This is a genomic window from Streptomyces nidicola, from assembly GCF_050106155.1.
GTDB lineage: Bacteria > Actinomycetota > Actinomycetes > Streptomycetales > Streptomycetaceae > Streptomyces.
Map to the genome: position 1 here is coordinate 4,815,574 of NZ_JBNBPI010000001.1, position 21,536 is coordinate 4,837,109.

Consider the following 21,536-nt stretch of genomic DNA (forward strand, 5'->3'; position numbering starts at 1 on the left):
CGGTCGTGTCGAACCACACTGCCCACCCTCCGGTCGGGAGCGCGCCGGTGTCCGGGGCAGCAAGGGCCCGGACGTCCGCGTCGGCCCGCTCGCTCCGCTCGCGCTCATTCATGACGTAGCACTACTTCCGCAGCTCGATGACGGTCTTGCCGATGCGGATCGGCGCACCCAGCGGAATCGGCTGGGGCGTCGTGAGGCGGGTCCGGTCGAGATATGTGCCGTTGGTGGACCCGAGATCCTCGACGATCCACTGGCCGTCCCGGTCCGGGTAGATCCTGGCATGCCGGCTCGACGCGTAGTCGTCGTCGAGCACGATCGTGCTGTCGTGCGCACGGCCGAGCGTGATCGTCTGCCCCTGCAGCGCCACCGTCGTACCGGTGAGCGTGCCTTCGGAGACGACCAGCTTGGTGGGGGCGCCGCGCCGCTGGCGGCCACCGCCCCCTTGCTGCTGTTGCCGCTGCTGCGGAGGCGCGGCGGCTTGACGTGCGGCCTGTTGCGAGCGCCCGCTTTCACGGCGTGAGCCGCGTGCGGTGACGCGCGTACCGAACAGGTCGCTGCGGATGACCTGGACGGCCACGATCACGAACAGCCACAGTACGGCCAGGAAACCCAGCCGCATGACCGTCAGGGTCAGCTCTGACATTGCCCCCGCTTCACCCTTCGGCTTGCCGGTAAACGATGGTGGTTTGGCCCACGACGATCCGCGAGCCGTCGCGGAGCGTAGCGCGGGTGGTGTGCTGCCCGTCCACCACGATGCCGTTGGTGGATCCGAGATCCTGGATCGTCGAGGGCGTTCCGGTCCGGATCTCGCAGTGCCGGCGCGATACGCCGGGGTCGTCGATCCGCACGTCGGCCTCGGTGGACCGACCGAGCACGAGGGTGGCGCGCGAGATCTGGTGGCGTGTGCCATTGATCTCGATCCAGTGGCGCATACGGGCGCCGGGCAGCGGGCCCGCGTCGGGCTGCTGTCCCTGTACCGCGGGTGCCGACTGCGGTGCATGCTGCGGCGCCTGTGCCGGACGGCCCGGCGGCGGGGCCGAGGGCATCGGCGGGGCCGCGGTGGGCCCCGGGTATCCGTAGCCACCGGGCGCCTGGTTCGGCCGGGCGGCCGGGGCGGGGCGCTGCTGTTGCTGGGGCCGGTCCTGGCTGGTGGAGGACGCGAGGGTGCGGCTGCGTACCCGGTACAGACCCGTGTCCAGGTCGTCCGCCTTCTCCAGGTGCACCTTGATGGGGCCCATGAAGCTGTAGCGCTGCTGCTTCGCGTAGTCGCGCACCATGCCGGACAGCTCGTCACCGAGCTGGCCCGAGTAGGGGCTCAGCCGCTCGTAGTCGGGCGCGCTGAGCTCCACGATGAAGTCATTGGGGACGACGGTCCGGTCGCGGTTCCAGATCGTGGCGTTGTTGTCGCACTCGCGCTGCAACGCACCGGCGATCTCGACGGGCTGCACCTCGGACTTGAAGACCTTGGCGAAGGTGCCGTTGACCAGCCCCTCCAGGCGCTGTTCAAACTTCTTCAGGACTCCCATGGGGCACCTCCTCCTTCTTTGCCGCCCTGCCTACTTGGTACTGCTTACTGATCGTATCCACGCGTCGGGAAATCGGCTGGTTCCCCCTGTCCGCCTGCTCGATGAGTGTCGACGCTCACAGCCCCTCAACCGGGCCCCTTGTCTGGGGATCGTAGAGGTGGCCTCCACACAGTGTCCCGTACGCGGCTGTGGACCGTGGGCGATCCAGGCCCCGGGTGCCCGGCGGGAGCCCGCAGGAACGGATGTGAATCCACCGTCCGCAGCGTGCTAATGTTTTGTTCGTCGGAAGGCGCCGGGCCCACAAGGGCAAGGGGGCCGGAAGACACACCCAATGCGCGGGTGGCGGAATAGGCAGACGCGCTGGATTCAGGTTCCAGTGCCCGAAAGGGCGTGGGGGTTCAACTCCCCCCTCGCGCACAGCGAAAAGCCCCGCAGATCTTCGGATCTGCGGGGCTTTTGCGTTGCCCGCCGAGAGCGGGTGCGCATGCCCACAGGGCCCCACGACCGCTCGGTCGTGGGGCCCTGTGGGTTATGTCACGTCGCTACGCGCGCGTGACGCGCGCGCGTGCTCGCGTGCTCAGGCGGCGAAGCGGGAGGCGAGGGCCTTGCCCTTCTCCTCGGCGTCCGCGAGGGCCTTGTCGCGGGAGGCCTCGAAGAGCGGGATCAGCTCGGCCATCGCCGGGTTCTGCGGGGCCATGGTCAGCTCCGGGACGATGAAGTCCAGGTCGAGACCGAGGCCGTCACGCAGGGCGGCGCCCAGGAAGTTCTGCACGTACTCGAAGCCCTCGCGCGGGGTGCCCGGCGCGTAGGAGCCGCCGCGGCTGGCGACGACGGTGACCGGGGTGCCCTTGGCGGACTGGGTCTCGGGGCCCGAGGTGCGGCCCATCAGGATCACGTTGTCCAGCCACGCCTTCAGCGTGGAGGGGATCGAGAAGTTGTACATCGGGGCGCCGATCAGGATGGCGTCCGCCTGCTCCAGCTCCTCGATGAGCTTGACGCGCTCGGCGAAGGCGGCGGCCTGCTCCGGCGTGTGCGCGTCGGCGGGGACGAAGCCGGCCACGTGGGCGTCGGCGGTGATGTGGGGCACCGGGTTCGCGGCCAGGTCGCGGTAGACGACGGTGCCCTCCGGGTGCTGCTCCTGCCAGGCCTTGCGGAAGGCGTCCGTGACGGCACGGGACGCGGAGGCCTGGCCGTCGAAGACGGAGGAGTCGATGTGGAGCAGGGTGGCCATGATTCTCTCCCGTGAGGGTTGAGGGCGCCCCGCGAGGGTTGAGGGCGCGGTAATTGAGTATGTAACTAGTAATAGCACAGGGGCTTACTTTTTTTCACCCCCATACGAGAACGCAGTACCCTGGAGGCATGGTGGGCAACGGGGAAGACATGAGCGAGGCGTGTGCGGGAGCCGCCGTGACCCACGAACCCCAGAGGTGTTCGACGGTCGACATCGGTATGACGCGCGTCTTCGGGCTGCTGGGCAAGCGCTGGACGGGACTGATCGTGTCCGTCCTCATGAGTGGACCGAGACACTTCGCGGATCTGCGCAGGGCCATTCCCGGCATCAGCGAGCGGATGCTCTCCGACCGGCTGACCGAGCTCGGCGCGGCCGGCCTCGTCGTGCGGCAGGTCGACGAGGGGCCTCCGCTGCGCGTCTCGTACCGGCTCTCGGCGGCGGGGGCGGCGCTGCAGCCGGCGCTGGGGGAGCTGGGGGACTGGGCCGAGAAGTATCTGGGGGCCGAGGGCGGGACGTGTCCGGAGGAGTTCCGGAAGTAGCGGACCGGAGAGGTTCCGCCCGCGGAGTGAGTGAGTTGTGCACGTGCTGAGGGTTTTCCACAGGCCCTGACGGGTTTTCCGGACCGGCGGTACGGTCGTGACCGATTGCACGCGACGTGCGGGGACGGCCCCGTGCGGCGTGCGTACGGGACGTTCTCAGGGGACGGGGGAGGCGGTCGGTCATGGGCGGATCGGATCACGTGGCGGTGCCGAGGCAGAGCGGGGCGCCGGAGCCCGGGAAGGCAGGGGCGCGGCGGCTGCCGCGGGTGCCGGGGTTCGCGGCGGCCGCGGGAGGCTCGGGCGGCACACCCAAGGCGGCGGGCAAGGCGCTGCGCGAGAAGGTGCCGCGGTCCGCGCACCGGGACTTCGCGTCGGACCCGGACCGGCCCGACGGTTCGGCCGCCGTCGAGGAGTCCAACCGCGGCAGGATCCCCGAGCTCACACCGATACGCGTCGGACGCATGGCCGCCACCCCCTTCGCGTTCCTGCGCGGCTCCGCCGGCCTGATGGCGTACGACCTCGCGCGCACCCCGGTGACCGGCATCGGCGCCCAGATCTGCGGTGACGCGCACGCGGCCAACTTCGGCCTGTACGCGGACGCGCGCGGCGGCCTCGTCATCGACCTCAACGACTTCGACGAGACGGTGCACGGCCCCTGGGAGTGGGACCTGAAGCGGCTCGCCACCTCGCTCGTGCTCGCGGGCAGGGAGGCGGGGGCCGACGAGGACACCTGCAAGGAAGCGGCGCACGACACCGTCGGTGCCTACCGGCGCACCATGCGGCTCCTCGCCAAGCTCCCCACCCTGGAGGCGTGGAACGCGATCGCCGACGAGGAGCTCGTCTCCCACGCGAACGCCCGCGATCTGCTCGGCACCCTGGAGCGCGTCTCGGAGAAGGCCAGCAGGAACACCAGCGGACGGTTCGCGGCCAAGTCCACGGTCGCCGTCGAGGGCGGTGGACGGCGGTTCGTGGACGCGCCGCCGGTGCTGCGCTCGGTGCCCGACGAGGAGGCCGCGGCCGTCGCGAGCGCGCTGGGCCCCTATCTGGACACCCTGTCCGCGGACCGGCTGCCGCTGCTCGGGCGGTACGCGATCCATGACGTGGCGTTCCGCGTCGTCGGCACCGGCAGCGTCGGCACCCGCTCCTACGTGGTGCTGCTCCTCGACCACCGGGGCGAGCCGCTCGTGCTGCAGGTGAAGGAGGCGCGGGCATCGGCGCTGCTCCCGCACCTGCCGACGGCCGGGTTCGCGGCGGAGCCCGTCGGGCACGAGGGCCGGCGGGTGGTGCTCGGGCAGAAGCGGATGCAGGTCGTCAGCGACATCCTGCTCGGGTGGACCACGGTCGACGAACGGCCGTTCCAGGTGCGGCAGTTCAGGAACCGCAAGGGCAGCGTCGACCCGGCCGCGCTCGCCGCCGACCAGATAGACGACTACGCCCGGATGACCGGCGCCCTGCTCGCCCGCGCCCACGCGCACAGCGCCGACCCGCGGCTCGTCGCCGGATACTGCGGCAAGAACGAGGAGCTGGACGAGGCGGTGGCCGCGTTCGCCGTGGCCTACGCGGACCGGACCGAGGCCGACCACGGGGAGCTGGTGCGGGCCGTGCGCGAGGGGCGGGTGGCGGCCGAGGCGGGCGTCTGAGGGGCGGGCCGCCGCAGCCGTTCCGGCCCGGTCAACACCGTGCCCTACGCTGGTCGTGTGACGACCCCGGAGACCGACGATGTGGCAGGGCAGCCGGAGGAGCAACCTCGGGAGCGCCTCAAGGACCGCCTGAAGGAACGCCTCAACGAGCGGGCCCAAGAGCGGAGCGCGGAGCGGCCCGAGGCACGCCTCGAGCGGGCCGTGCGCGCCGCCGAGCAGGCGTTGATCGAGTTCGAGATCGCCGTGGAGACCTTCCGGGTCGAGGTGGAGAACTTCTCGCGCCTGCACCACCAGAAGCTCGGGCCGATGTACAGCCGGCTCGACGAGCTGGAGGCGCTGATCGCGGAGGCGACGGCGGCCCGCACCGGTGATCCGGAGGACCGCCGCAAGGCCGACGAGGCGCGGGCGCGGGTGATGCCGATGCCGGGCGTCGAGGAGCTGTTCCACGGCTGGATGGACGGGGACGGGCTGTTCCCCGAGGCCAGCGCGATGCTGACCGATCAGCCGGTGCGGCCGCCGCAGCGGGTGCGGCCCAGCGAGGAGGCGCGCAAGCTCTACCGTGCGCTGGCCCGCAAGGCGCACCCGGACCTGGCGCAGGACGAGAGTGAGCGGGAGCGCCGCGACGAGTTCATCGCGCGGGTGAACGCGGCGTACGGCCGGGGTGACGCGGAGTTGCTGCGCGAGCTGGCCGAGGAGTGGGACGCGGGTCCGGCGACGCCCGAGCAGCAGCCGAGCGAGAGCGAGGAGCTGTACGCCCGCCTCGAGTGGCTGGCGCAGCGCAAGGAACTGCTCACGGCGGTGGCGCAGGAGCTGGAGGAGAGCGCGATCGGCTCCATGCTGCGGATGGCTCCCGATGATCCGGACACCTTGCTCGACGAGATCGCCGAGAAGCTGCTGGCGCAGGTCGCCGAGCAGGAGGCGGAGCTGGAGCGGCTGACCGCCTCCTGAGCTCCGGGGCCCGAGGGGGTAGCGTCGGGGGCATGGTTTTCGGTTCTGGTGTGCCCACGGTCGCTGTCGACGAGCTCAAGGAAGAGGACTTCCTCCTCGACGTCCGTGAGGACGACGAGTGGCAGGCGGGTCACGCGGCGGGTGCGCTGCACATTCCGATGAGCGAATTCGTCGCCCGCTACGGCGAGTTGACGGAGGCGGCGCCGCAGGACGGCCGGGTCAACGTGATCTGCCGCTCCGGCGGACGCTCCGCCCAGGTGACGATGTATCTGGCGCAGCAGGGCGTCGACGCGGTGAACGTCGACGGGGGCATGCAGGCCTGGGAGGCGGCCGGCCGCGCCGTCGTGGACGACAACGGGCAGCCGGGCGCCGTGGCCTGAGAGCTGTTCTTTCGGCTTTCGGGGCCTGACATCTGCTTTTGGGGATGATCACCCCAGGGGGTGTGCCGCCAGCAGGTCGCCGAGTGCCTCCTCGTGGGCGGCGGCCGGGCCGAGCGAGAGCTCCAGGTGCTTGGCCCACGCGTGATAGCGGTGCAGCGGGTAGTCCGTGTCCGCGCCGAAGCCGCCGTGCAGATGCTGTGCGGTCTGTACGACGCGTCGTACGCCGTCGGACGCCCAGGTCTTGGCGACCGCCACGTCCCCCGCGACCGGCAGCGGGCCGCTCGCGTCGCTGCTGATGCGCCAGGCCGCCTGCCACAGGGTGGCCTCCATGGCGCGCAGATCGATATAGCGGTCGGCGGCCTGCACGGCCACGGCCTGGAACGTGGCGATGGGATACCCGAACTGCTCGCGCTTGCCCGCGTAGTCGCTGGTCATCTTGAGCACGCCTTCCCCGAGGCCGAGGGCGAGCGCGCAGGTGCCGGTGGCGAGCAGATCGTGCAGGCGGGACCAGGCCGTGGCGTCCTCGATGAGGTGCGCCCCTTCGACGCGCACGCCGTCCAGGCGCAGCTCGGCCTGGCGCTCGCCGGTCGTCGATATCTGCTCGGCGAACGTGAGCCCCGGTACGTCGGCGAACGGGCCGGGGAGCACCGCCAGCACCGCTTCGCCCTCGCCGGTGTGCGCCGGGACGAGGATCCGGTCGGCGCCGTAGGCCCAGGGCACGGCCGTCTGGGCGCCGTCGAGCACCCAGGTGTCGGGTCCCGCGTCGGCTTCCTTGCGCGCGGTGACGGCCAGTTCGGCCGGGTCGTGTCCGGTGTGGCCCGCGGAGGCGACGGTCAGCACGAGCTCGCCGCGCGCGGCGCGGGGGAGGATCTCCTGCCGCAGCTGCTCTCCACCGCAGGCCTCCACGACCGTCGTGGCCGCGCCGTGTTCGAGCAGCGGGATCCGGGCGAGGACCTTGGCCGACTCGCGCAGCACCAGGCAGAGCGCGGTGGCGTCGAGTCCCGCTCCGCCGTGTTCCGGCCCGATCAGCAGGCTGAGCAGATCGGCGTCGGCGGCCTTCGCCCACAGCGCCCGGTCGAAGTCCTCGGCGACCGCGCCCGAGGTGAGTGAGGGGCTGGGCACACCGTCGGGCGCGACTGACCCGAACACCGCTTGCGCCGCCTCGACGGCCGCTTGCTGCTCCTCGGAGAAGGTGAAGTCCACTGGCCTTTCCTCCCGTTACGCCATTCCTGCCGTGCCTGCCGTACCGCGCCCGTGATCTGACGGGTCGTCAAGATAGAACAGGTTCTACAAGAAGGGAACAGTGTCCGGCGGGGCGCCGGGCTCAGCGGTCGAAGTCCAGCTCCACCTTCTCCGTGGTCGGGTGCGACTGGCAGGCCAGCACATAGCCCGCCTCGGTCTCCTCTGCCTCCAGTGCGAAGTTCCGGTCCATGCGGACCGAGCCCGAGACCAGGAACGCGCGGCAGGTCCCGCAGACGCCGCCCTTGCAGGCGTACGGCGCGTCCGGGCGGTTGCGCAGCACGGCCTCCAGGAGGGACTCGCCGTCCTCGACCGCCCAGCTGCCCGAACGGCCGTCGAGCTGCGCCGTCACCGTGCTGTGCGCGGGCGCCGGCGCGGCCCCCCGGTCCCGGGTCGGGCCGCCGTCGTCGACGTGGAATATCTCCTCGTGGACACGCTCGCGCCGCACGCCGAGTGCGCGCAGCGCCCGCTCGGCGCTCTGCACGAGCCCGTACGGTCCGCACAGGTACCAGCCCGCCACCCGCTCCATCGGCAGCAGCGCGGGCAGGAGTGCGGTGAGCCGCTCCTCGTCGAGCCGGCCGGATGCCAGACCCGCCTGCTGTTCCTCCCGGGAGAGCACGGTGACCAGCTGGAACCGGTCCGGGTACCGGTCCTTCAGGTCGGCGACCTCCTCCAGGAACATCGTCGACGCGGTGCTGCGGTCGCTGCGTATCAGGCAGAACCGGGCGTCCGGCGCCCGCTCCAGGAGGGTGCCGGCGATGGACAGGACGGGCGTGATGCCGCTGCCGCCGACCACCGCGGCGTAATGGCCGGAGACGGGGGTGGGCGCGGGTGTGGGCGCGGAGCCGGTGGCGGCGTCGGTGTCAGTGGCGGCGGTGTCGGCGGCGGGGCACGGGTCGAGGGTGAACCGGCCGGCCGGGGTCATCACCTCCAGCTCGTCACCGGCGGCGATCTCCTTGTGCGCGTACGTGGAGAAGGCGCCGTCGTCGACCAGGCGCACGCCGACCCGGAGACTGCTCGGCGCCTCGTGCGCCGGGGCGGTCGAGCAGATCGAGTACGTGCGCCGGATCTCCGCGCCGTCCACGGTGCGGCGCAGGGCGAGGTGCTGTCCCGGAGCGAAGCGGTACGCCTCGCGCAGCTCGGGCGGTACGGCGAGGGTCAGTGCCACGGAGTCGTCGGTGAGCCGGTCGACCGCCGCGACGCGGAGCCGGTGGAAGCGGGCCCTTCCCCCTTCGTGCGCCATCACAACTCCTTGAAGTGGTCGAAGGGCTCGCGGCAGGACAGGCAGCGGCGCAGCGCCTTGCAGGCGGTGGAGGAGAAGCGGCTCAGCAGCTCGGTCTCCGTCGACCCGCAGTGCGGGCAGGCGATCGCTTCGGCGGTGGGCGGTGAGGCGGTGTGCCGGGTGGGGCCGAGGGAGAGCGTGACCGGGCCTGCGGGCGCGCGTGTCGTACGCGGTGGCGCTATGCCGAACTCCCGTAGTTTGCGGCGGCCTTCGGGGGTGATGTCGTCCGTCGACCAGGCCGGGGAGAGCACCGGGCGGACGGTGACCTCGGGGATTCCGTGCTCGTGCAGCACCCGCTCGATGTCGGCCGACATGGTCTCGATCGCGGGGCATCCCGTGTACGTCGGGCTCAGCTCGACCTCCACGCGACCGGGCCCGCGCGTGTGCACGGCGCGCAGTACGCCCAGCTCCTCCAGGTTCAGGACGGGCAGCTCGGGGTCGGGCACGGACCCGGCCAGCCCGCGCAGTTCGGCTTCGAGCGGCGTCTCCTGCTGGTCCTGGTGGGTGTGCGCGGGGGTCACCATGACGCCCCCGGGTGGCTGCGGTGCAGGTGCTGCATCTCGGCGAGCATCCGGCCGAAGGACTCGGTGTGCACGCCCTGCCGACCGGCTCCGGCGCTCCATGCGCCGAGCTGGGGGCCTTCGGGGGCGGTCAGCGTCGCCTCTTGCAGAGTGTCGGCGACGGATGTGGCCCAACTCGCCTGTAGTTCCTGCGGGTCTATGTCCAGGCCGGGGACCGGCTGGAACATCTCGCCGGTGTACCGCCACAGCGCGTCGACCGCGCGCTGCATCCGCTTGTGGCTCTCCTCCGTGCCGTCGCCGAGGCGCAGCGTCCACTGCCGGGCGTGGTCCTGGTGGTAGGCGACCTCCTTGACCGCCTTGGCGGCCAGGGGAGCGAACTCGGATCCCGTCTCGGTCAGTTGGGCGTAGAGGAGATGCTGGTAGGTCGAGAAGTAGAGCTGCCGGGCGATGGTGTGGGCGAAGTCCCCGTTCGGCTGCTCGACCAGCTGCACGTTGCGGAAGGCGCGCTCCTCGCGCAGGTACGCCAGCTCGTCCTCGTCCCCGACGAGACTCAGCAGGACGCGGGCCTGGCCGAGCAGGTCGAGCGCGATGTTCGCGAGGGCGACCTCCTCTTCGAGGACCGGCGCGTGGCCCGCCCACTCCCCCAGGCGGTGCGAGAGCACCAGGGCGTCGTCGCCGAGCGCCAGGGCGGCGGCGGTGTTTTGTGTCTGCTGCACGGGCTGCGTCACAGGTGCTTCACCCCTTCCGGGATCTCGTAGAACGTCGGGTGCCGGTAGGGCTTGTCGGCGGCGGGCTCGAAGAACGGGTCCTTCTCGTCCGGCGAGGAGGCGGTGATCGCCGCGGAGGGCACGACCCACAGGGAGACGCCCTCGCCGCGGCGGGTGTAGAGGTCCCGCGCGTTGCGCAGTGCCAGCTCCGCGTCCGGGGCGTGCAGACTGCCGGCGTGCGTGTGGGACAGGCCGCGGCGGGAGCGTACGAAGACCTCCCACAGGGGCCAGTCCGGGGTGCCGGAGGCGCTGCTCGGGGTGTCGCTCATGCCGCCCTGCCTTCTCGCGTCGCCGTGGTGGAGTGCTTGGCCGCGTGGGCCGCGGCGGCCTCGCGCACCCACGCGCCCTCGTCGTGGGCGCGCCTGCGCTGGGTGATGCGCTGTTCGTTGCACGGCCCGTTGCCCTTGAGGACCGCCTTGAACTCCGACCAGTCGATCGGCCCGAAATCGTGCTGCCCGCGCTCCTCGTTCCACTTCAACTCCGGGTCGGGGAGCGTGAGTCCGAGGGATTCGGCCTGGGGGACGCAGATGTCGACGAAGCGCTGGCGCAGCTCGTCGTTCGAGTGGCGCTTGATCTTCCACTCCATGGACTGCGCGGAGTGCGCGGACTCGTCGTCGGGCGGGCCGAACATCATCAGGGACGGCCACCACCAGCGGTCCACGGCGTCCTGCGCCATCGCGTGCTGGGCCTCCGTGCCACGGCTGAGCGCGAGCAGCAGCTCGTACCCCTGGCGCTGGTGGAAGGACTCCTCCTTGCAGATCCGCACCATCGCCCGCGCGTACGGACCGTAGGAGCAGCGGCACAGCGGCACCTGGTTGGTGATCGCCGCGCCGTCCACGAGCCAGCCGATCGCTCCGACGTCGGCCCAGGTCAGCGTCGGGTAGTTGAAGATCGAGGAGTACTTCTGGCGACCGCTGTGCAGCTTGTCGAGCAGCTCGTCACGGCCGGTGCCGAGGGTTTCCGCCGCGCTGTAGAGGTAGAGGCCGTGCCCCGCCTCGTCCTGGACCTTCGCCATCAGGATCGCCTTGCGGCGCAGCGAAGGGGCGCGCGTGATCCAGTTCGCCTCCGGCTGCATGCCGATGATCTCGGAGTGGGCGTGCTGGGCGATCTGGCGCACGAGCGTCGCGCGGTAGGCATCGGGCATCCAGTCGCGGGGCTCGATGCGCTCTTCCGCCGCCACCGCCGCGTCGAACACGGCCTGGAACGCGGCGTCGCCCGGCTCGGCGCCGGCGCCGGTGTCGTCCGGCCGCGCTCCGGCCGCGCGGTGCTGCGGGGTTGCTGTCGCCATGCCCGGTCCCCCTCGACCTTGGGTGCCCGACCTCCGGTCGAGGGCCCCACTGACTCCCGACCGATCGTTCGGTTCGTCGGATTCAATGGTGGGTCTCGGCGCCGTAAGGTGTCAACCCTGTGCGGGCGGCCTGTGGATAACCTCGGATGTCTGTGCCGTACGGGCGCTCCCCAGTACGGTTCCGGTGCGTCGTCCCGTGGGGCGACGGCTCGGGATCGGTTTGTCGCGGGGGCGCCGATCGGCGGATGGACCGGGAACCGGGCAGCACCGGATCGGGATCGGGGAGCACCGATGGAGACAGAAGCAGGCGCCGCGGACGAGGGTGCGCGGCTCACGACGGAGCCGTCCGCTCCGCCGCGACCCCGCCTGCCCGAGCCGTCGGGCTCATCGGGGCCATCGGAGTCGTCCGGGCCATCAGGCTCATCAGGTCCGTCGGGCTCGGAATCGGGCGGGGAGCCGTCCGGGACACCCGAGCAGCGACGCGGGCTCGCGGCGCTCTCCCCCGGTCATCAGCTGACCGCCGTCCTCGCGCTCATCGGCATCGCGCTCGTCACCTGCGTACACATCCTGATGGTGTTCCTGCACGTCGCGCCGTCGAACACGATCACCAAGAAGCACGGTGAGCTGGTCGGCGCGTGGGTCTACCCGGAGTTCGAGCAGAACTGGAAGCTGTTCGCGCCCAACCCGCTGCAGCAGAACATCGCGGTGGAGGCCCGCGCCGAGGTGCGCACGCCCGACGGCGAGCTGCGCGCGACCCGCTGGTACGGGCTGTCCGCGCAGGACGGCGCCGCCATCGACGGGAACCTGCTGCCCAGCCACACCCAGCAGAACGAGCTGCGCCGCGCCTGGGACGTCTACACGGGCACCCACGACGCGCAGAACCGGCCGAACGGTCTGCGTGGCGCCCTCTCCGAGCAGTACCTGCGCCGCATCCTCGTGCTGCGCCTCGACCGGCTCGGGGCCGCGGGCAAGGGCGAGACCGTCGAGCGCGTTCAGATCCGCTCGAAGACGACCATGGTCGAGCCCCCGAAGTGGAGTGACGAGAAGGTGAACCAGAAGCCGGTGTACCGGCAGGTGCCGTGGTGGACGGTCACCTCCAGCGACGCGCCGCTCGACAGCGGCACGCGCGTGCGGGTGCAGTCGTCGGTGGCGCCCTCGGCGGGCGGTGACCGATGAACGGCGCGCCTTCCGTGGGGCTCATGGACCGCATGCAGCGGAGGCTGGGCGACGGCCTCCAGTGGATCACCGGGTCCGCGCTCGCCCCCTATCAGAGCGCCGTGATCCGCATCGGGTTCTCCGCGACCTGGCTGCTCTTCCTGCTGCGCGAGTTCCCGCACCGCCAGGAGATGTACGGCCCCGACGGGCCGTGGAGCTGGGGCATGGCGCAGCAGCTCATCGAGGACAACCACGCGTTCAGCGCGCTCATGTGGTCCGACGGGCAGGGCTGGTTCGAGCTGGTCTACATAGTGGCGGTGGTGTCGTCCGCGCTGCTGATGCTGGGCTGGCGCACCCGCACCATGTCGGTCGTCTTCATGATCGGCGTGCTGTCCCTGCAGAACCGCAGCGTCTTCATGGGGGACGGCGGCGACAACGTCATCCACCTCATGTCGATCTACCTCGTCTTCACGCGGTGCGGGCAGGTCTGGTCGCTGGACGCCCGCAGGGCGCGGCGCGGGGCCGAGGACCGGTTCGGCATCGTGCTGTGGTGGGTCATGGGGCTCGTGCTCGCCGCGATCACGTTCACGGGGAAGGTCGGCGGCGGCTGGCTGCTGTTCTTCTGGGGTATCTGGGCGGCCCAGGCGGTGTGGTGGTCGGTGAACCGCCGCGATCGGCAGGGCGATTCCCGCCTCCTGTGCGACGTCGTCGCCAACCTGCTGCACAACGCCGGGCTGCTCGTGGTGATGGTCGAGGCGTGTCTGATCTACGCGACGGCGGGCTGGTACAAGATCCAGGGCAGCCGGTGGCAGGACGGCTCCGCGGTCTACTACCCGCTCCACCTGGACTACTTCTCGCCCTGGCCCGCCCTGGGCGATCTGCTGACCCAGTTCGGCCCGATGGTGCTGCTCGTGACGTACGGGACCGTGGCCGTCCAGGTCGCCTTTCCGTTCACCGTCTTCAACCGGCGCCTCAAGAACGTCCTGTTGGTGTTCATGATGCTGGAGCACGCGGTCATCGCCGTCGTGCTCGGGCTGCCCTTCTTCTCGCTCGCGATGATCGCCGCGGACGCGGTGTTCCTGCCGACGTCGTTCCTGGTGCGCGTCGGCGGCTGGGTGGCACGCGCGCGTAGTCGCGTTCTCTCCTCTACGAAGGCCCCGGCCGAGCCCGGCCGGCCCGTGGAGGACGAAGGCGAACCGGTGGCGGCGGAGCAGTCGGCCGTGCGCACGTAGGCTTCCTGCCGTGAACGGGACGAGTACGGCGGACGGCGCGGGCGGCATGCGGGACGAGCGGCCAGAGGGCCCACGGAGCGCGGGGACCGCCGAGGACGCCGTGCGTGCCTGGCGGCGGCTCGCGGACTCCGCGGTGCTGCTCGACGGTTTCCACGCCCTCAAGCACGCCCTGCGCTTCGGCGCCGACGTCCCCGTCGCGCTCGCCGTCGACCGTGCGTCCGCGCTCGCCCTGGCCGACGAGCTCGCCCCCGATGTCGTACGGGAGCTGGCTGGGCTCCTCGTGGAGGTTCCGGACGAGGTGCTGCGGGGGCTCGTGCCGCGGCTGCACCCCACCGGGGTCGCCGCGCTCGCCGGGCGCCCCGCGCGGGCCGACAACCTGGCCGCCCTCGGGCGCCACGCGCGCACCACCCCCGTCGTCGTGCTCGACAACCCGCGCAACCTCGGCAACGCGGGCGCCGTGATCCGCCTCGCCGCCGGCTACGGCGCCACCGGAGTCGTCACCACCGGCGATCTCGACCCCTGGCACCCCACCGTCGTACGGGGCGGTGCAGGGCTGCACTTCGCGACCGCCGTGGAGCGGCTCGCGGTCGACGAGCTGCCGAGCGGGCCGCTGTACGCGCTCGACCCCGAAGGCGCGGACATCCGCGGCCTCAAGCTGCCCGACGACGCCCTGCTCGCCTTCGGGTCCGAGCGCAGCGGCCTCTCCGCCGAACTACGCGCGCGTGCCGACCAGCTGGTGTCGCTGCCGATGCGGCCCCAGGTCTCCAGTTACAACCTGGCCACCAGCGTCGGCATGACGCTCTTCCACTGGAGCGCGCACAGCACCCAGGCCCCTTAGGAGGCCTCCCGCCGCACCTCCACCACCCGGAAGCGGTTCGCCACGAAGGCGCTGTCGCACAGGGCCGCGTTCGCCGCCGGGTTGCCGCCCGAGCCGTGGAAGTCGGAGAACGCCGCCGTCTGGTTCACGTACACCCCACCCGTCAGGTTGAGCGAGAGCTGCGCGCACTCCTCCAGGCAGACGTCCTCGACGGACCGCGCCACCTCTTCGGAGGTGGTGTACGCGCCGACCGTCATGGCGCCCTTCTCGCGCACCGTGCGGCGCAGGAGGTCCACCGCGTCACCGGTCGAGTCGACGCAGACCGCGAAGGACACCGGGCCGAAGCACTCGCTCATGTAGGCGGCCTCCGCGTCGGCCCCCTCCCAGTACTTCCGCGCGCCGTCCTGCTTCACGATCACCGGCGTACGGACCACGGCGTCGGGGAAGTCCGGGTTGCTGATCTCCCTCGAGGGCAGGGCGACTTCGCCGATTCCGGGGGCCGCGTCCAGCCGCGCCTTCACGTCCGGGTTGACCAGCGCGCCCAGCAGCCCGTTCGCCCGGGCGTCGTCGCCGAGCAGGCCGCCGACCGACTTCGCGAGGTCGGCCACCACCTCGTCGTACGCCTTGGGGCCCTCGTCCGTGGTGATGCCCTCGCGCGGCACCAGGAGGTTCTGCGGGGTGGTGCACATCTGGCCGCTGTACAGGGACAGCGAGAACGCGAGGTTCGCCAGCATGCCCTTGTAGTTGTCGGTCGAGTCGATCACCACTGTGTTGACGCCGGCCTTCTCCGTGTAGACCTGCGCCTGCCGGGCGTTCGCCTCCAGCCAGTCGCCGAAGGCCGTGGACCCCGTGTAGTCGATGATCCTGATCTCGGGGCGTACGGCCAGCGCCTTGGCGATGCCTTCTCCGGGCCGCTCGGCCGCCAGCGCCACCAGGTTCGGGTCGAAGCCCGCCTCGGCGAGGACCTCGCGGGCCACCTGCACGGTGAGGGCGAGGGGCAGCACCGCGCGCGGGTGCGGCTTCACCAGGACCGGGTTGCCCGTGGCCAGGGAGGCGAACAGGCCCGGATACCCGTTCCACGTCGGGAAGGTGTTGCAGCCGACCAGCAGGGAGATGCCGCGCGCCACCGGCGTGAACTCCTTGGCCAGGACCAGGGGATCGCGCTTGCCCTGGGGCTTGGACCACTCCGCGGTGTCCGGGGTCCGCACCTGCTCCTCGTACGCGTACGCCACCGCCTCCAGGCCGCGGTCCTGCGCGTGCGGGCCGCCCGCCTGGAACGCCATCATGAAGGCCTGGCCGCTGGTGTGCATGACCGCGTGCGCGAACTCGTGCGTCCGCGCGCCGATCCGGGCCAGGATCTCCAGGCACGTCACCGCGCGCGCCTCGGCGCCCGCGTCACGCCACGCGCGCATGCCCGCGCGCATGGCCGGAAGCAGCACGTCGATGTCGGCGTGCGGATACGTGACGCCCAACTCGATCCCGTACGGCGACACTTCACCGCTCACGAACTCGTCCGTACCGGGCTGACCGAGGTCGAGGCGGGTGCCGAGCAGGGCGTCGAAGGCGGCCTTGCCCTCGGGCATGCTCAGGCTCCCGTTCTCCCCGTACGCCTTGGGGTGCTCCGGGTGAGGGGACCAGTACGCGCGCGTGCGGATCGTCTCCAGCGCCTGGTCGAGCGTCGGCCGATGCTTGGCGATCAGGTCGTGCGCGGTGAGTTCGGCGGCGGCCATGGGGGACCAACTCCTCCTGGGCTGCGGCTCCTCGTCGAGCCGGCGAGCTGGGCGGGACTGGACGGGACTGGGCAGGCTGATCTGTGCAGGCTGGTCTGGGCAGGAACGAACCAACAGAGTTAGAGTAACCGAACGATCGGTCGGGACAAGGGGGTGCGGAAAAGCTGTGGAAAAGCCGGAGAAAATCGGCCGCACGAGCCCCCGAACCTCATGGCTCGGCCCGGTACGGGAGGATCACGTGCATGACAGCACATGACCGCCTCGTCGGCGTGGTGGGCACCGGCACCATGGGGCAGGGCATCGCCCAGGTCGCCCTCGTCGCCGGGCATCCCGTCCGCCTGTACGACGCCGTGCCGGGGCGTGCGAGGAGCGCCGCCGAGTCGATCGCGGCGCGCCTCGGCCGGCTCGTCGAGAAGGGCCGCTTGGACGACGCCGAGCGGACGGCCGCGATCGCCCGGCTCGAACCCGCGCAGACGCTCGGCGAGTTGGCGCCCGCGACGCTCGTCGTCGAGGCCGTCCTGGAGCGGCTCGACGTCAAACAGGACCTGTTCCGCGAGCTGGAGGACGTCGTCGCGGAGGACTGTCTGCTCGCGACCAACACCTCGTCCCTGTCCGTGACGGCGATCGGCGGGGCGCTGCGCCGGCCGGGCCGCTTCGTGGGGCTGCACTTCTTCAACCCGGCGCCCCTGATGCCGCTGGTGGAGGTCGTCTCCGGCGCCGCCACCGACGTCACCGCGGCCACGCGCGCGTACGAGACCGCCCGCGCCTGGGGCAAGACCCCGGTGGCCTGCGCGGACACCCCCGGCTTCCTGGTCAACCGGATCGCGCGGCCCTTCTACGCGGAGGCGTTCGCCGTGTACGAGGAGCAGGGCGCCGACCCCGCCACCATCGACGCCGTGCTGCGGGAGAGCGGCGGCTTCCGGATGGGGCCTTTCGAACTCACCGACCTGATCGGCCAGGACGTCAACGAGGCAGTGACCCGCTCCGTGTGGGAAGGCTTCTTCCAGGACGTGAAGTTCCGGCCCTCGCTGGCCCAGCGCCGTCTGGTGGAGGCCGGCCGCCTGGGCCGCAAGTCGGGCCAGGGCTGGTACGCGTACGGGGAGGACGCCGAGCGCCCCGAGCCGCACACCGCGGGGCCGGCCGGGCCGCCCGCGCGCGTGACCGTCGAGGGCGACCTGGAGTCCGCGGGTGAGCTGATCCCGATGATGCGCGAGGCGGGCATCGAGGTCGTCGAGGAGGACGAGGACAAGGGCACGCGCATCGTGCTGCCCAGCGGTGGCCAGCTCGTGCAGGCGGACGGCCAGACGTCCGTCGAGTTCCGCGACGTCGTCTACTTCGACCTCGCCCTCGACTACCGCAAGGCCACCCGCATCGCCCTGGCCACCGGCCAGGAAGGCAACCCGCGCACCATCGGCGAGGCCGTCGGCCTCTTCCAGGCGCTCGGCAAGGAGGTCAGCGTCATCGGCGACGTGCCCGGCATGATCGTGGCCCGCACCGTGGCGCGGATCATCGACCTGGCGCACGACGCGCTCGCGCGCGGGGTGGCCACCGAGGGCGACATCGACACCGCGATGCGCCTGGGCGTCAACTACCCGCTGGGGCCCCTGGAGTGGGGCCGCAGGCTCGGCCGTGGCTGGGCCTGCGGGGTGCTCGAGGAACTGCACGAACGCGACCCCTCGGGGCGGCACGCGCCGTCCCTGGCCCTCTTCCGGCACTCGTACACCCCCAAGAAGTGGGAGGGCTCCGCATGACCACCGCACGACGGGACACGGGCGCGCGCCGCGACACCTACACGCCCGAGAGCCTCCTCGCGGTCGCGGTCACCGTCTTCAACGAGCGTGGCTACGACGGCACGTCCATGGAGCACCTCTCCAAGGCTGCCGGCATCTCCAAGTCGTCGATCTACCACCATGTGACGGGCAAGGAGGAACTGCTGCGCCGCGCCGTGAGCCGCGCGCTCGACGGCCTCTTCGGGATCCTCGACGAGCAACCCGCGCGCGCGGGACGCGCGATCGAGCGCCTGGAGTACGTCACGCGGCGCATGGTCGAGGTGCTCACCGGTGAACTGCCGTACGTGACCCTGCTGTTGCGGGTGCGCGGCAACACCGACACCGAGCGGTGGGCCATGGAGCGGCGCCGGGAGTTCGACCACCAGGTCGCCCAGCTGCTCAGGGCGGCCGCCGCCGACGGGGACGTACGCGGTGACATCGAGGTGCGGCTCGCCACGCGGCTCGTCTTCGGGATGATCAACTCGCTGGTGGAGTGGTACCGGCCGGACGGCGGCGGGCTCGGCGACCGTGAAGTGGCGGACGCCGTGGTCGAGCTGGTCTTCCAGGGGCTGCGCAAGGCGGGCTGACGCTCCGGTATCACCGAGCCCGTCCGGGGCCCTCAGGAGTCCGGCGAGCTGCCTTCAAGGTCTTCCTCGTCGAAGACCAGCAGCGTGCGCGTGCTCAGCACTTCCGGGATGGACTGGAGCTTGGTGAGGACCAGTTCGCGCAGGGCCCGGTTGTCCTCCGTGTGCACCAGGATCAGAACGTCGAAATCGCCGCTGACCAGCGCGATGTGCGAGGCCTCCGGGAGTCGGCGCAGCTGCTCGCGCACGGTCCGCCAGGTGTTCTGGACGATCTTGAGCGTGATGTAGGCGGAGGCGCCCTGGCCGGCCCGCTCGTGGTTGACGCGGGCGCCGAAGCCGCGGATCACGCGGTCCTCGATGAGGCGGTTGATCCGTGCGTAGGCGTTCGCCCGGGACACATGGACCTGCTCGGCGACGGACCGTATCGACGCGCGTCCGTCCTTCAGCAGCAGCTGCAGAATGTCCCGGTCGATGGCGTCCAGCGGGCGGGCCGCGGGGTCCGGCACCGGGCTCCCGGAGCCTTCGGCCATTTGTTCAGATGCCATCCGCCCCCGCCTCCTTACCATGGACGTACTGCATTCATCTCAGGCTGTGGAGAACCGATTGTCCACAGCCTGGAGGTGCCTGTAGCCAAAATGTGCCGTCGACCGAACAATCGGTAGGTGAGGCGCATCACATCCGACGCGCCGTCCGAGCCGCTCCCACGAGGAGGTGCCGTCATGACGGTCATGGACCAGCGGGCCACGCGCGAGGGCAGGCCCGTCCCGCCGCCCGCCTGGCAGCCCCGCACGGATCCCGCGCCGCTGCTGCCCGACGCCGAGCCCCGCCGGGTCCTGGGCACCGACGCCGCCGCCCACGTCGACCCCGAGCTGCTGCGCCGCCTGTACGCGGAGGTGGTGCGCGGCCGCAGGTACAACGCGCAGGCGACCGCGCTGACCAAGCAGGGCCGCCTCGCCGTGTACCCCTCGACGACCGGCCAGGAGGCCGCCGAGGTCGCCGCTGCGCTGGTCCTCGAGGAGCGCGACTGGCTCTTTCCCAGCTACCGCGACACCCTCGCGGCCGTCGTCCGCGGTCTCGACCCCGTACAGGCGCTGACGCTGCTGCGGGGCGACTGGCACACCGGATACGACCCGCGCGAGCACCACATCGCGCCGTTGTGCACCCCGCTCGCGACGCAGCTCCCGCACGCCGTGGGCCTCGCACATGCCGCGCAACTAAAGGGCGACGATGTGGTGGCGCTCGCCATGGTCGGCGACGGCGGCACCAGCGAGGGCGACTTCCACGAGGCGCTCAACTTCGCCGCCGTGTGGCAGGCACCGGTCGTCTTCCTCGTACAGAACAACGGGTTCGCCATCTCCGTGCCGCTGGCCAAGCAGACCGCGGCGCCGTCCCTGGCCCACAAGGCCGTCGGCTACGGGATGCCGGGCCGCCTGGTCGACGGGAACGACGCGGCCGCCCTGCACGAAGTGCTCGGTGACGCGGTCTCCCGCGCGCGCGGGGGCGGTGGTCCGACGCTGGTCGAGGCCGTCACGTACCGGATGGACGCGCACACGAACGCCGACGACGCGACCCGCTACCGCACCGACGCCGAGGTCGAGATGTGGCGCGCGCACGACCCGGTCCTGCTCCTGGAGCGGGAGTTGACCGGGCGCGGCCTCATCGACGAGGACGGCATCCGGGCCGTGCGCGACGGCGCGGAGGAACAGGCGGCCGAGCTGCGCGCGCGCATGAACCAGGACCCCGCCCTCGATCCGATGGACCTCTTCGGTGACGTGTACGCGGAGCAGACCCCCCAACTGAGGGAGCAGGCGGCCCTGTTGCGTGCCGAGCTTGACGCCGAAGCGGAGGGGGAGCAGGCATGACGACTGTGGCCCGGCCACCCAGAAGCAAGCCCGCGACCAAGCCCGCCACCATGGCGCAGGCGCTCGGCCGCGCGCTGCGCGACTCCATGGCCGCTGACCCGGCCGTGCACGTCATGGGCGAGGACGTGGGCACCCTGGGCGGCGTCTTCCGGATCACCGACGGGCTCGCGAAGGAGTTCGGCGAGGACCGCTGCACGGACACCCCGCTCGCCGAGGCGGGCATCCTCGGCGCCGCCGTGGGCATGGCGATGTACGGCCTCCGCCCGGTCGTGGAGATGCAGTTCGACGCGTTCGCGTATCCCGCCTTCGAGCAGCTGATCTCGCACGTCGCGCGGATGCGCAACCGCACGCGCGGCGCCATGCCGCTGCCCATCACCGTGCGGGTGCCGTACGGCGGCGGGATCGGCGGCGTCGAGCACCACAGCGACTCCTCCGAGGCGTACTACATGGCGACGCCCGGCCTGACCGTCGTCACGCCGGCCACGGTCGCGGACGCGTACGGGCTGCTGCGGCAGTCCATCGCCTCGGACGACCCGGTCGTCTTCCTGGAGCCCAAGCGCCTTTACTGGACGCGGGATTCCTGGAACCCCGAGGCACCGGAAGACGTTCTTCCGATAGGTACGGCAGTGGTTCGCCGCCCCGGCACCAGTGCCACGCTGCTCACGTACGGACCGTCCGTCCCCGTCTGCCTGGAGGCGGCCGAGGCGGCCCGAGGGGAGGGGTGGGATCTTGAAGTGGTCGACCTGCGCTCGCTGGTGCCGTTCGACGACGCGACGGTCACCGAGTCCGTCCGGCGCACGGGACGCGCGGTCGTCGTGCACGAGTCGGGAGGCTTCGGCGGGCCCGGCGGGGAGATCGCCGCGCGCGTGACCGAGCGCTGCTTCCACCACTTGGAGGCGCCGGTGCTGCGTGTGGCCGGTTTCGACATTCCGTATCCGCCGCCCATGCTGGAGCGGCACCATCTGCCCGGAGTGGACCGGGTACTGGATGCGGTGGCCCGGCTGCAATGGGATCAGTGAGGGACGG

At 71.5% G+C, this 21,536-nt stretch carries 22 protein-coding genes and 1 tRNA gene; 12 read left to right on the forward strand and 11 right to left on the reverse strand.

Annotation, left to right across the window (positions count from 1 at the left end):
- Positions 1 to 121: 121 nt before the first annotated feature.
- Together ACOKM3_RS21970 and ACOKM3_RS21975 are read right to left on the reverse strand one after the other, a co-directional pair.
- Entirely contained in the window at positions 122 to 643 is a 522-nt protein-coding gene (locus ACOKM3_RS21970; RefSeq protein WP_326022348.1) for an FHA domain-containing protein FhaB/FipA, read from the reverse strand.
- 10 nt (positions 644 to 653) lie between these two features.
- Positions 654 to 1,526: an FhaA domain-containing protein gene (locus ACOKM3_RS21975; RefSeq protein ID WP_426902757.1), complete on the reverse strand. Its 873-nt coding sequence runs from the start codon at positions 1,524 to 1,526 to the stop codon at positions 654 to 656.
- Between the two features lie 333 nt (positions 1,527 to 1,859).
- Here ACOKM3_RS21975 and ACOKM3_RS21980 point away from each other — a divergent pair.
- Positions 1,860 to 1,943 (forward strand) — tRNA-Leu (locus ACOKM3_RS21980).
- Between the two features lie 160 nt (positions 1,944 to 2,103).
- On the opposite strand, the gene ACOKM3_RS21985 is transcribed toward ACOKM3_RS21980, so the two are convergent.
- On the reverse strand, positions 2,104 to 2,757 hold the full coding sequence (locus ACOKM3_RS21985) for an FMN-dependent NADH-azoreductase (protein WP_426902758.1): 654 nt from the start codon (positions 2,755 to 2,757) through the stop codon (positions 2,104 to 2,106).
- 149 nt (positions 2,758 to 2,906) lie between these two features.
- Between ACOKM3_RS21985 and ACOKM3_RS21990 the strand changes: the two genes are divergently transcribed.
- From ACOKM3_RS21990 to ACOKM3_RS22005, 4 genes are all read left to right on the forward strand, one after another.
- A complete protein-coding gene (locus tag ACOKM3_RS21990) occupies positions 2,907 to 3,296 on the forward strand; it encodes a winged helix-turn-helix transcriptional regulator (protein ID WP_426906865.1) in 390 nt (129 codons plus the stop codon).
- Positions 3,297 to 3,478: 182 nt separating this feature from the next.
- A complete protein-coding gene (locus ACOKM3_RS21995) occupies positions 3,479 to 4,936 on the forward strand; it encodes a DUF2252 domain-containing protein (RefSeq protein ID WP_426902759.1) in 1,458 nt (485 codons plus the stop codon).
- A 57-nt stretch (positions 4,937 to 4,993) separates the two neighbouring features.
- Complete coding sequence (locus tag ACOKM3_RS22000; protein WP_426902760.1) at positions 4,994 to 5,884, forward strand: hypothetical protein; 891 nt, start codon at positions 4,994 to 4,996, stop codon at positions 5,882 to 5,884.
- Between the two features lie 50 nt (positions 5,885 to 5,934).
- Entirely contained in the window at positions 5,935 to 6,264 is a 330-nt protein-coding gene (locus ACOKM3_RS22005; protein WP_266718725.1) for a rhodanese-like domain-containing protein, read from the forward strand.
- Positions 6,265 to 6,312: 48 nt separating this feature from the next.
- On the opposite strand, the gene ACOKM3_RS22010 is transcribed toward ACOKM3_RS22005, so the two are convergent.
- The 6 genes from ACOKM3_RS22010 to paaA form a co-directional block, all read right to left on the reverse strand.
- Positions 6,313 to 7,467 carry an acyl-CoA dehydrogenase family protein gene (locus ACOKM3_RS22010; protein WP_426902761.1) on the reverse strand — a complete coding sequence of 385 codons (1,155 nt, stop codon included), beginning with the start codon at positions 7,465 to 7,467 and terminating at the stop codon, positions 6,313 to 6,315.
- A gap of 121 nt (positions 7,468 to 7,588) precedes the next feature.
- Positions 7,589 to 8,746 (reverse strand): 1,2-phenylacetyl-CoA epoxidase subunit PaaE, encoded by a 1,158-nt coding sequence (paaE, locus tag ACOKM3_RS22015; protein ID WP_426902762.1) that lies wholly within the window; start codon positions 8,744 to 8,746, stop codon positions 7,589 to 7,591.
- Positions 8,746 to 9,309, reverse strand: coding sequence for a 1,2-phenylacetyl-CoA epoxidase subunit PaaD (gene paaD, locus ACOKM3_RS22020; RefSeq protein WP_426902763.1), 564 nt, complete (start codon positions 9,307 to 9,309; stop codon positions 8,746 to 8,748). Before paaD ends, paaE begins: the two co-directional genes overlap by 1 nt.
- Positions 9,303 to 10,034, reverse strand: coding sequence for a 1,2-phenylacetyl-CoA epoxidase subunit PaaC (paaC, locus tag ACOKM3_RS22025; RefSeq protein ID WP_426902764.1), 732 nt, complete (start codon positions 10,032 to 10,034; stop codon positions 9,303 to 9,305). The genes paaD and paaC overlap by 7 nt, the downstream gene beginning before the upstream one ends.
- Positions 10,031 to 10,342, reverse strand: coding sequence for a 1,2-phenylacetyl-CoA epoxidase subunit PaaB (paaB, locus tag ACOKM3_RS22030; RefSeq protein WP_426902765.1), 312 nt, complete (start codon positions 10,340 to 10,342; stop codon positions 10,031 to 10,033). The genes paaC and paaB overlap by 4 nt, the downstream gene beginning before the upstream one ends.
- On the reverse strand, positions 10,339 to 11,361 hold the full coding sequence (paaA, locus tag ACOKM3_RS22035; RefSeq protein WP_426902766.1) for a 1,2-phenylacetyl-CoA epoxidase subunit PaaA: 1,023 nt from the start codon (positions 11,359 to 11,361) through the stop codon (positions 10,339 to 10,341). Before paaA ends, paaB begins: the two co-directional genes overlap by 4 nt.
- Positions 11,362 to 11,652: 291 nt before the next feature.
- Between paaA and ACOKM3_RS22040 the strand changes: the two genes are divergently transcribed.
- Genes ACOKM3_RS22040 through ACOKM3_RS22050 form a run of 3 tightly spaced genes read left to right on the forward strand, consistent with a single transcriptional unit; the run spans position 11,653 to position 14,586 of the window.
- Positions 11,653 to 12,537 (forward strand): DUF5819 family protein, encoded by an 885-nt coding sequence (locus ACOKM3_RS22040; RefSeq protein WP_426902767.1) that lies wholly within the window; start codon positions 11,653 to 11,655, stop codon positions 12,535 to 12,537.
- A gap of 23 nt (positions 12,538 to 12,560) precedes the next feature.
- Positions 12,561 to 13,748 (forward strand): HTTM domain-containing protein, encoded by a 1,188-nt coding sequence (locus ACOKM3_RS22045; RefSeq protein ID WP_426902768.1) that lies wholly within the window; start codon positions 12,561 to 12,563, stop codon positions 13,746 to 13,748.
- 46 nt (positions 13,749 to 13,794) lie between these two features.
- Positions 13,795 to 14,586, forward strand: coding sequence for a TrmH family RNA methyltransferase (locus tag ACOKM3_RS22050; RefSeq protein WP_426906866.1), 792 nt, complete (start codon positions 13,795 to 13,797; stop codon positions 14,584 to 14,586).
- On the opposite strand, the gene paaN is transcribed toward ACOKM3_RS22050, so the two are convergent.
- Entirely contained in the window at positions 14,583 to 16,295 is a 1,713-nt protein-coding gene (gene paaN, locus ACOKM3_RS22055) for a phenylacetic acid degradation protein PaaN (protein WP_426902769.1), read from the reverse strand. The two genes, ACOKM3_RS22050 and paaN, sit on opposite strands and share 4 nt — an antisense overlap.
- 242 nt (positions 16,296 to 16,537) lie before the next feature.
- On the opposite strand from paaN, the gene ACOKM3_RS22060 reads away from it, so the two are divergent.
- Positions 16,538 to 18,046, forward strand: coding sequence for a 3-hydroxyacyl-CoA dehydrogenase (locus ACOKM3_RS22060; RefSeq protein WP_426902770.1), 1,509 nt, complete (start codon positions 16,538 to 16,540; stop codon positions 18,044 to 18,046).
- Positions 18,043 to 18,651 (forward strand): TetR/AcrR family transcriptional regulator, encoded by a 609-nt coding sequence (locus ACOKM3_RS22065; protein ID WP_266711888.1) that lies wholly within the window; start codon positions 18,043 to 18,045, stop codon positions 18,649 to 18,651. Before ACOKM3_RS22060 ends, ACOKM3_RS22065 begins: the two co-directional genes overlap by 4 nt.
- Positions 18,652 to 18,683: 32 nt before the next feature.
- Here the strand turns inward: ACOKM3_RS22065 and ACOKM3_RS22070 are convergent, their stop codons facing one another.
- Complete coding sequence (locus tag ACOKM3_RS22070; protein WP_426902771.1) at positions 18,684 to 19,193, reverse strand: Lrp/AsnC family transcriptional regulator; 510 nt, start codon at positions 19,191 to 19,193, stop codon at positions 18,684 to 18,686.
- A gap of 174 nt (positions 19,194 to 19,367) precedes the next feature.
- On the opposite strand from ACOKM3_RS22070, the gene pdhA reads away from it, so the two are divergent.
- Both pdhA and ACOKM3_RS22080 read left to right on the forward strand, forming a co-directional pair.
- The gene (pdhA, locus tag ACOKM3_RS22075; protein ID WP_426902772.1) at positions 19,368 to 20,510 is read left to right on the forward strand and encodes a pyruvate dehydrogenase (acetyl-transferring) E1 component subunit alpha; all 1,143 of its coding nucleotides are present in this window, start codon (positions 19,368 to 19,370) and stop codon (positions 20,508 to 20,510) included.
- Complete coding sequence (locus ACOKM3_RS22080) at positions 20,507 to 21,529, forward strand: alpha-ketoacid dehydrogenase subunit beta (protein WP_266711882.1); 1,023 nt, start codon at positions 20,507 to 20,509, stop codon at positions 21,527 to 21,529. Before pdhA ends, ACOKM3_RS22080 begins: the two co-directional genes overlap by 4 nt.
- Positions 21,530 to 21,536: the final 7 nt, after the last annotated feature.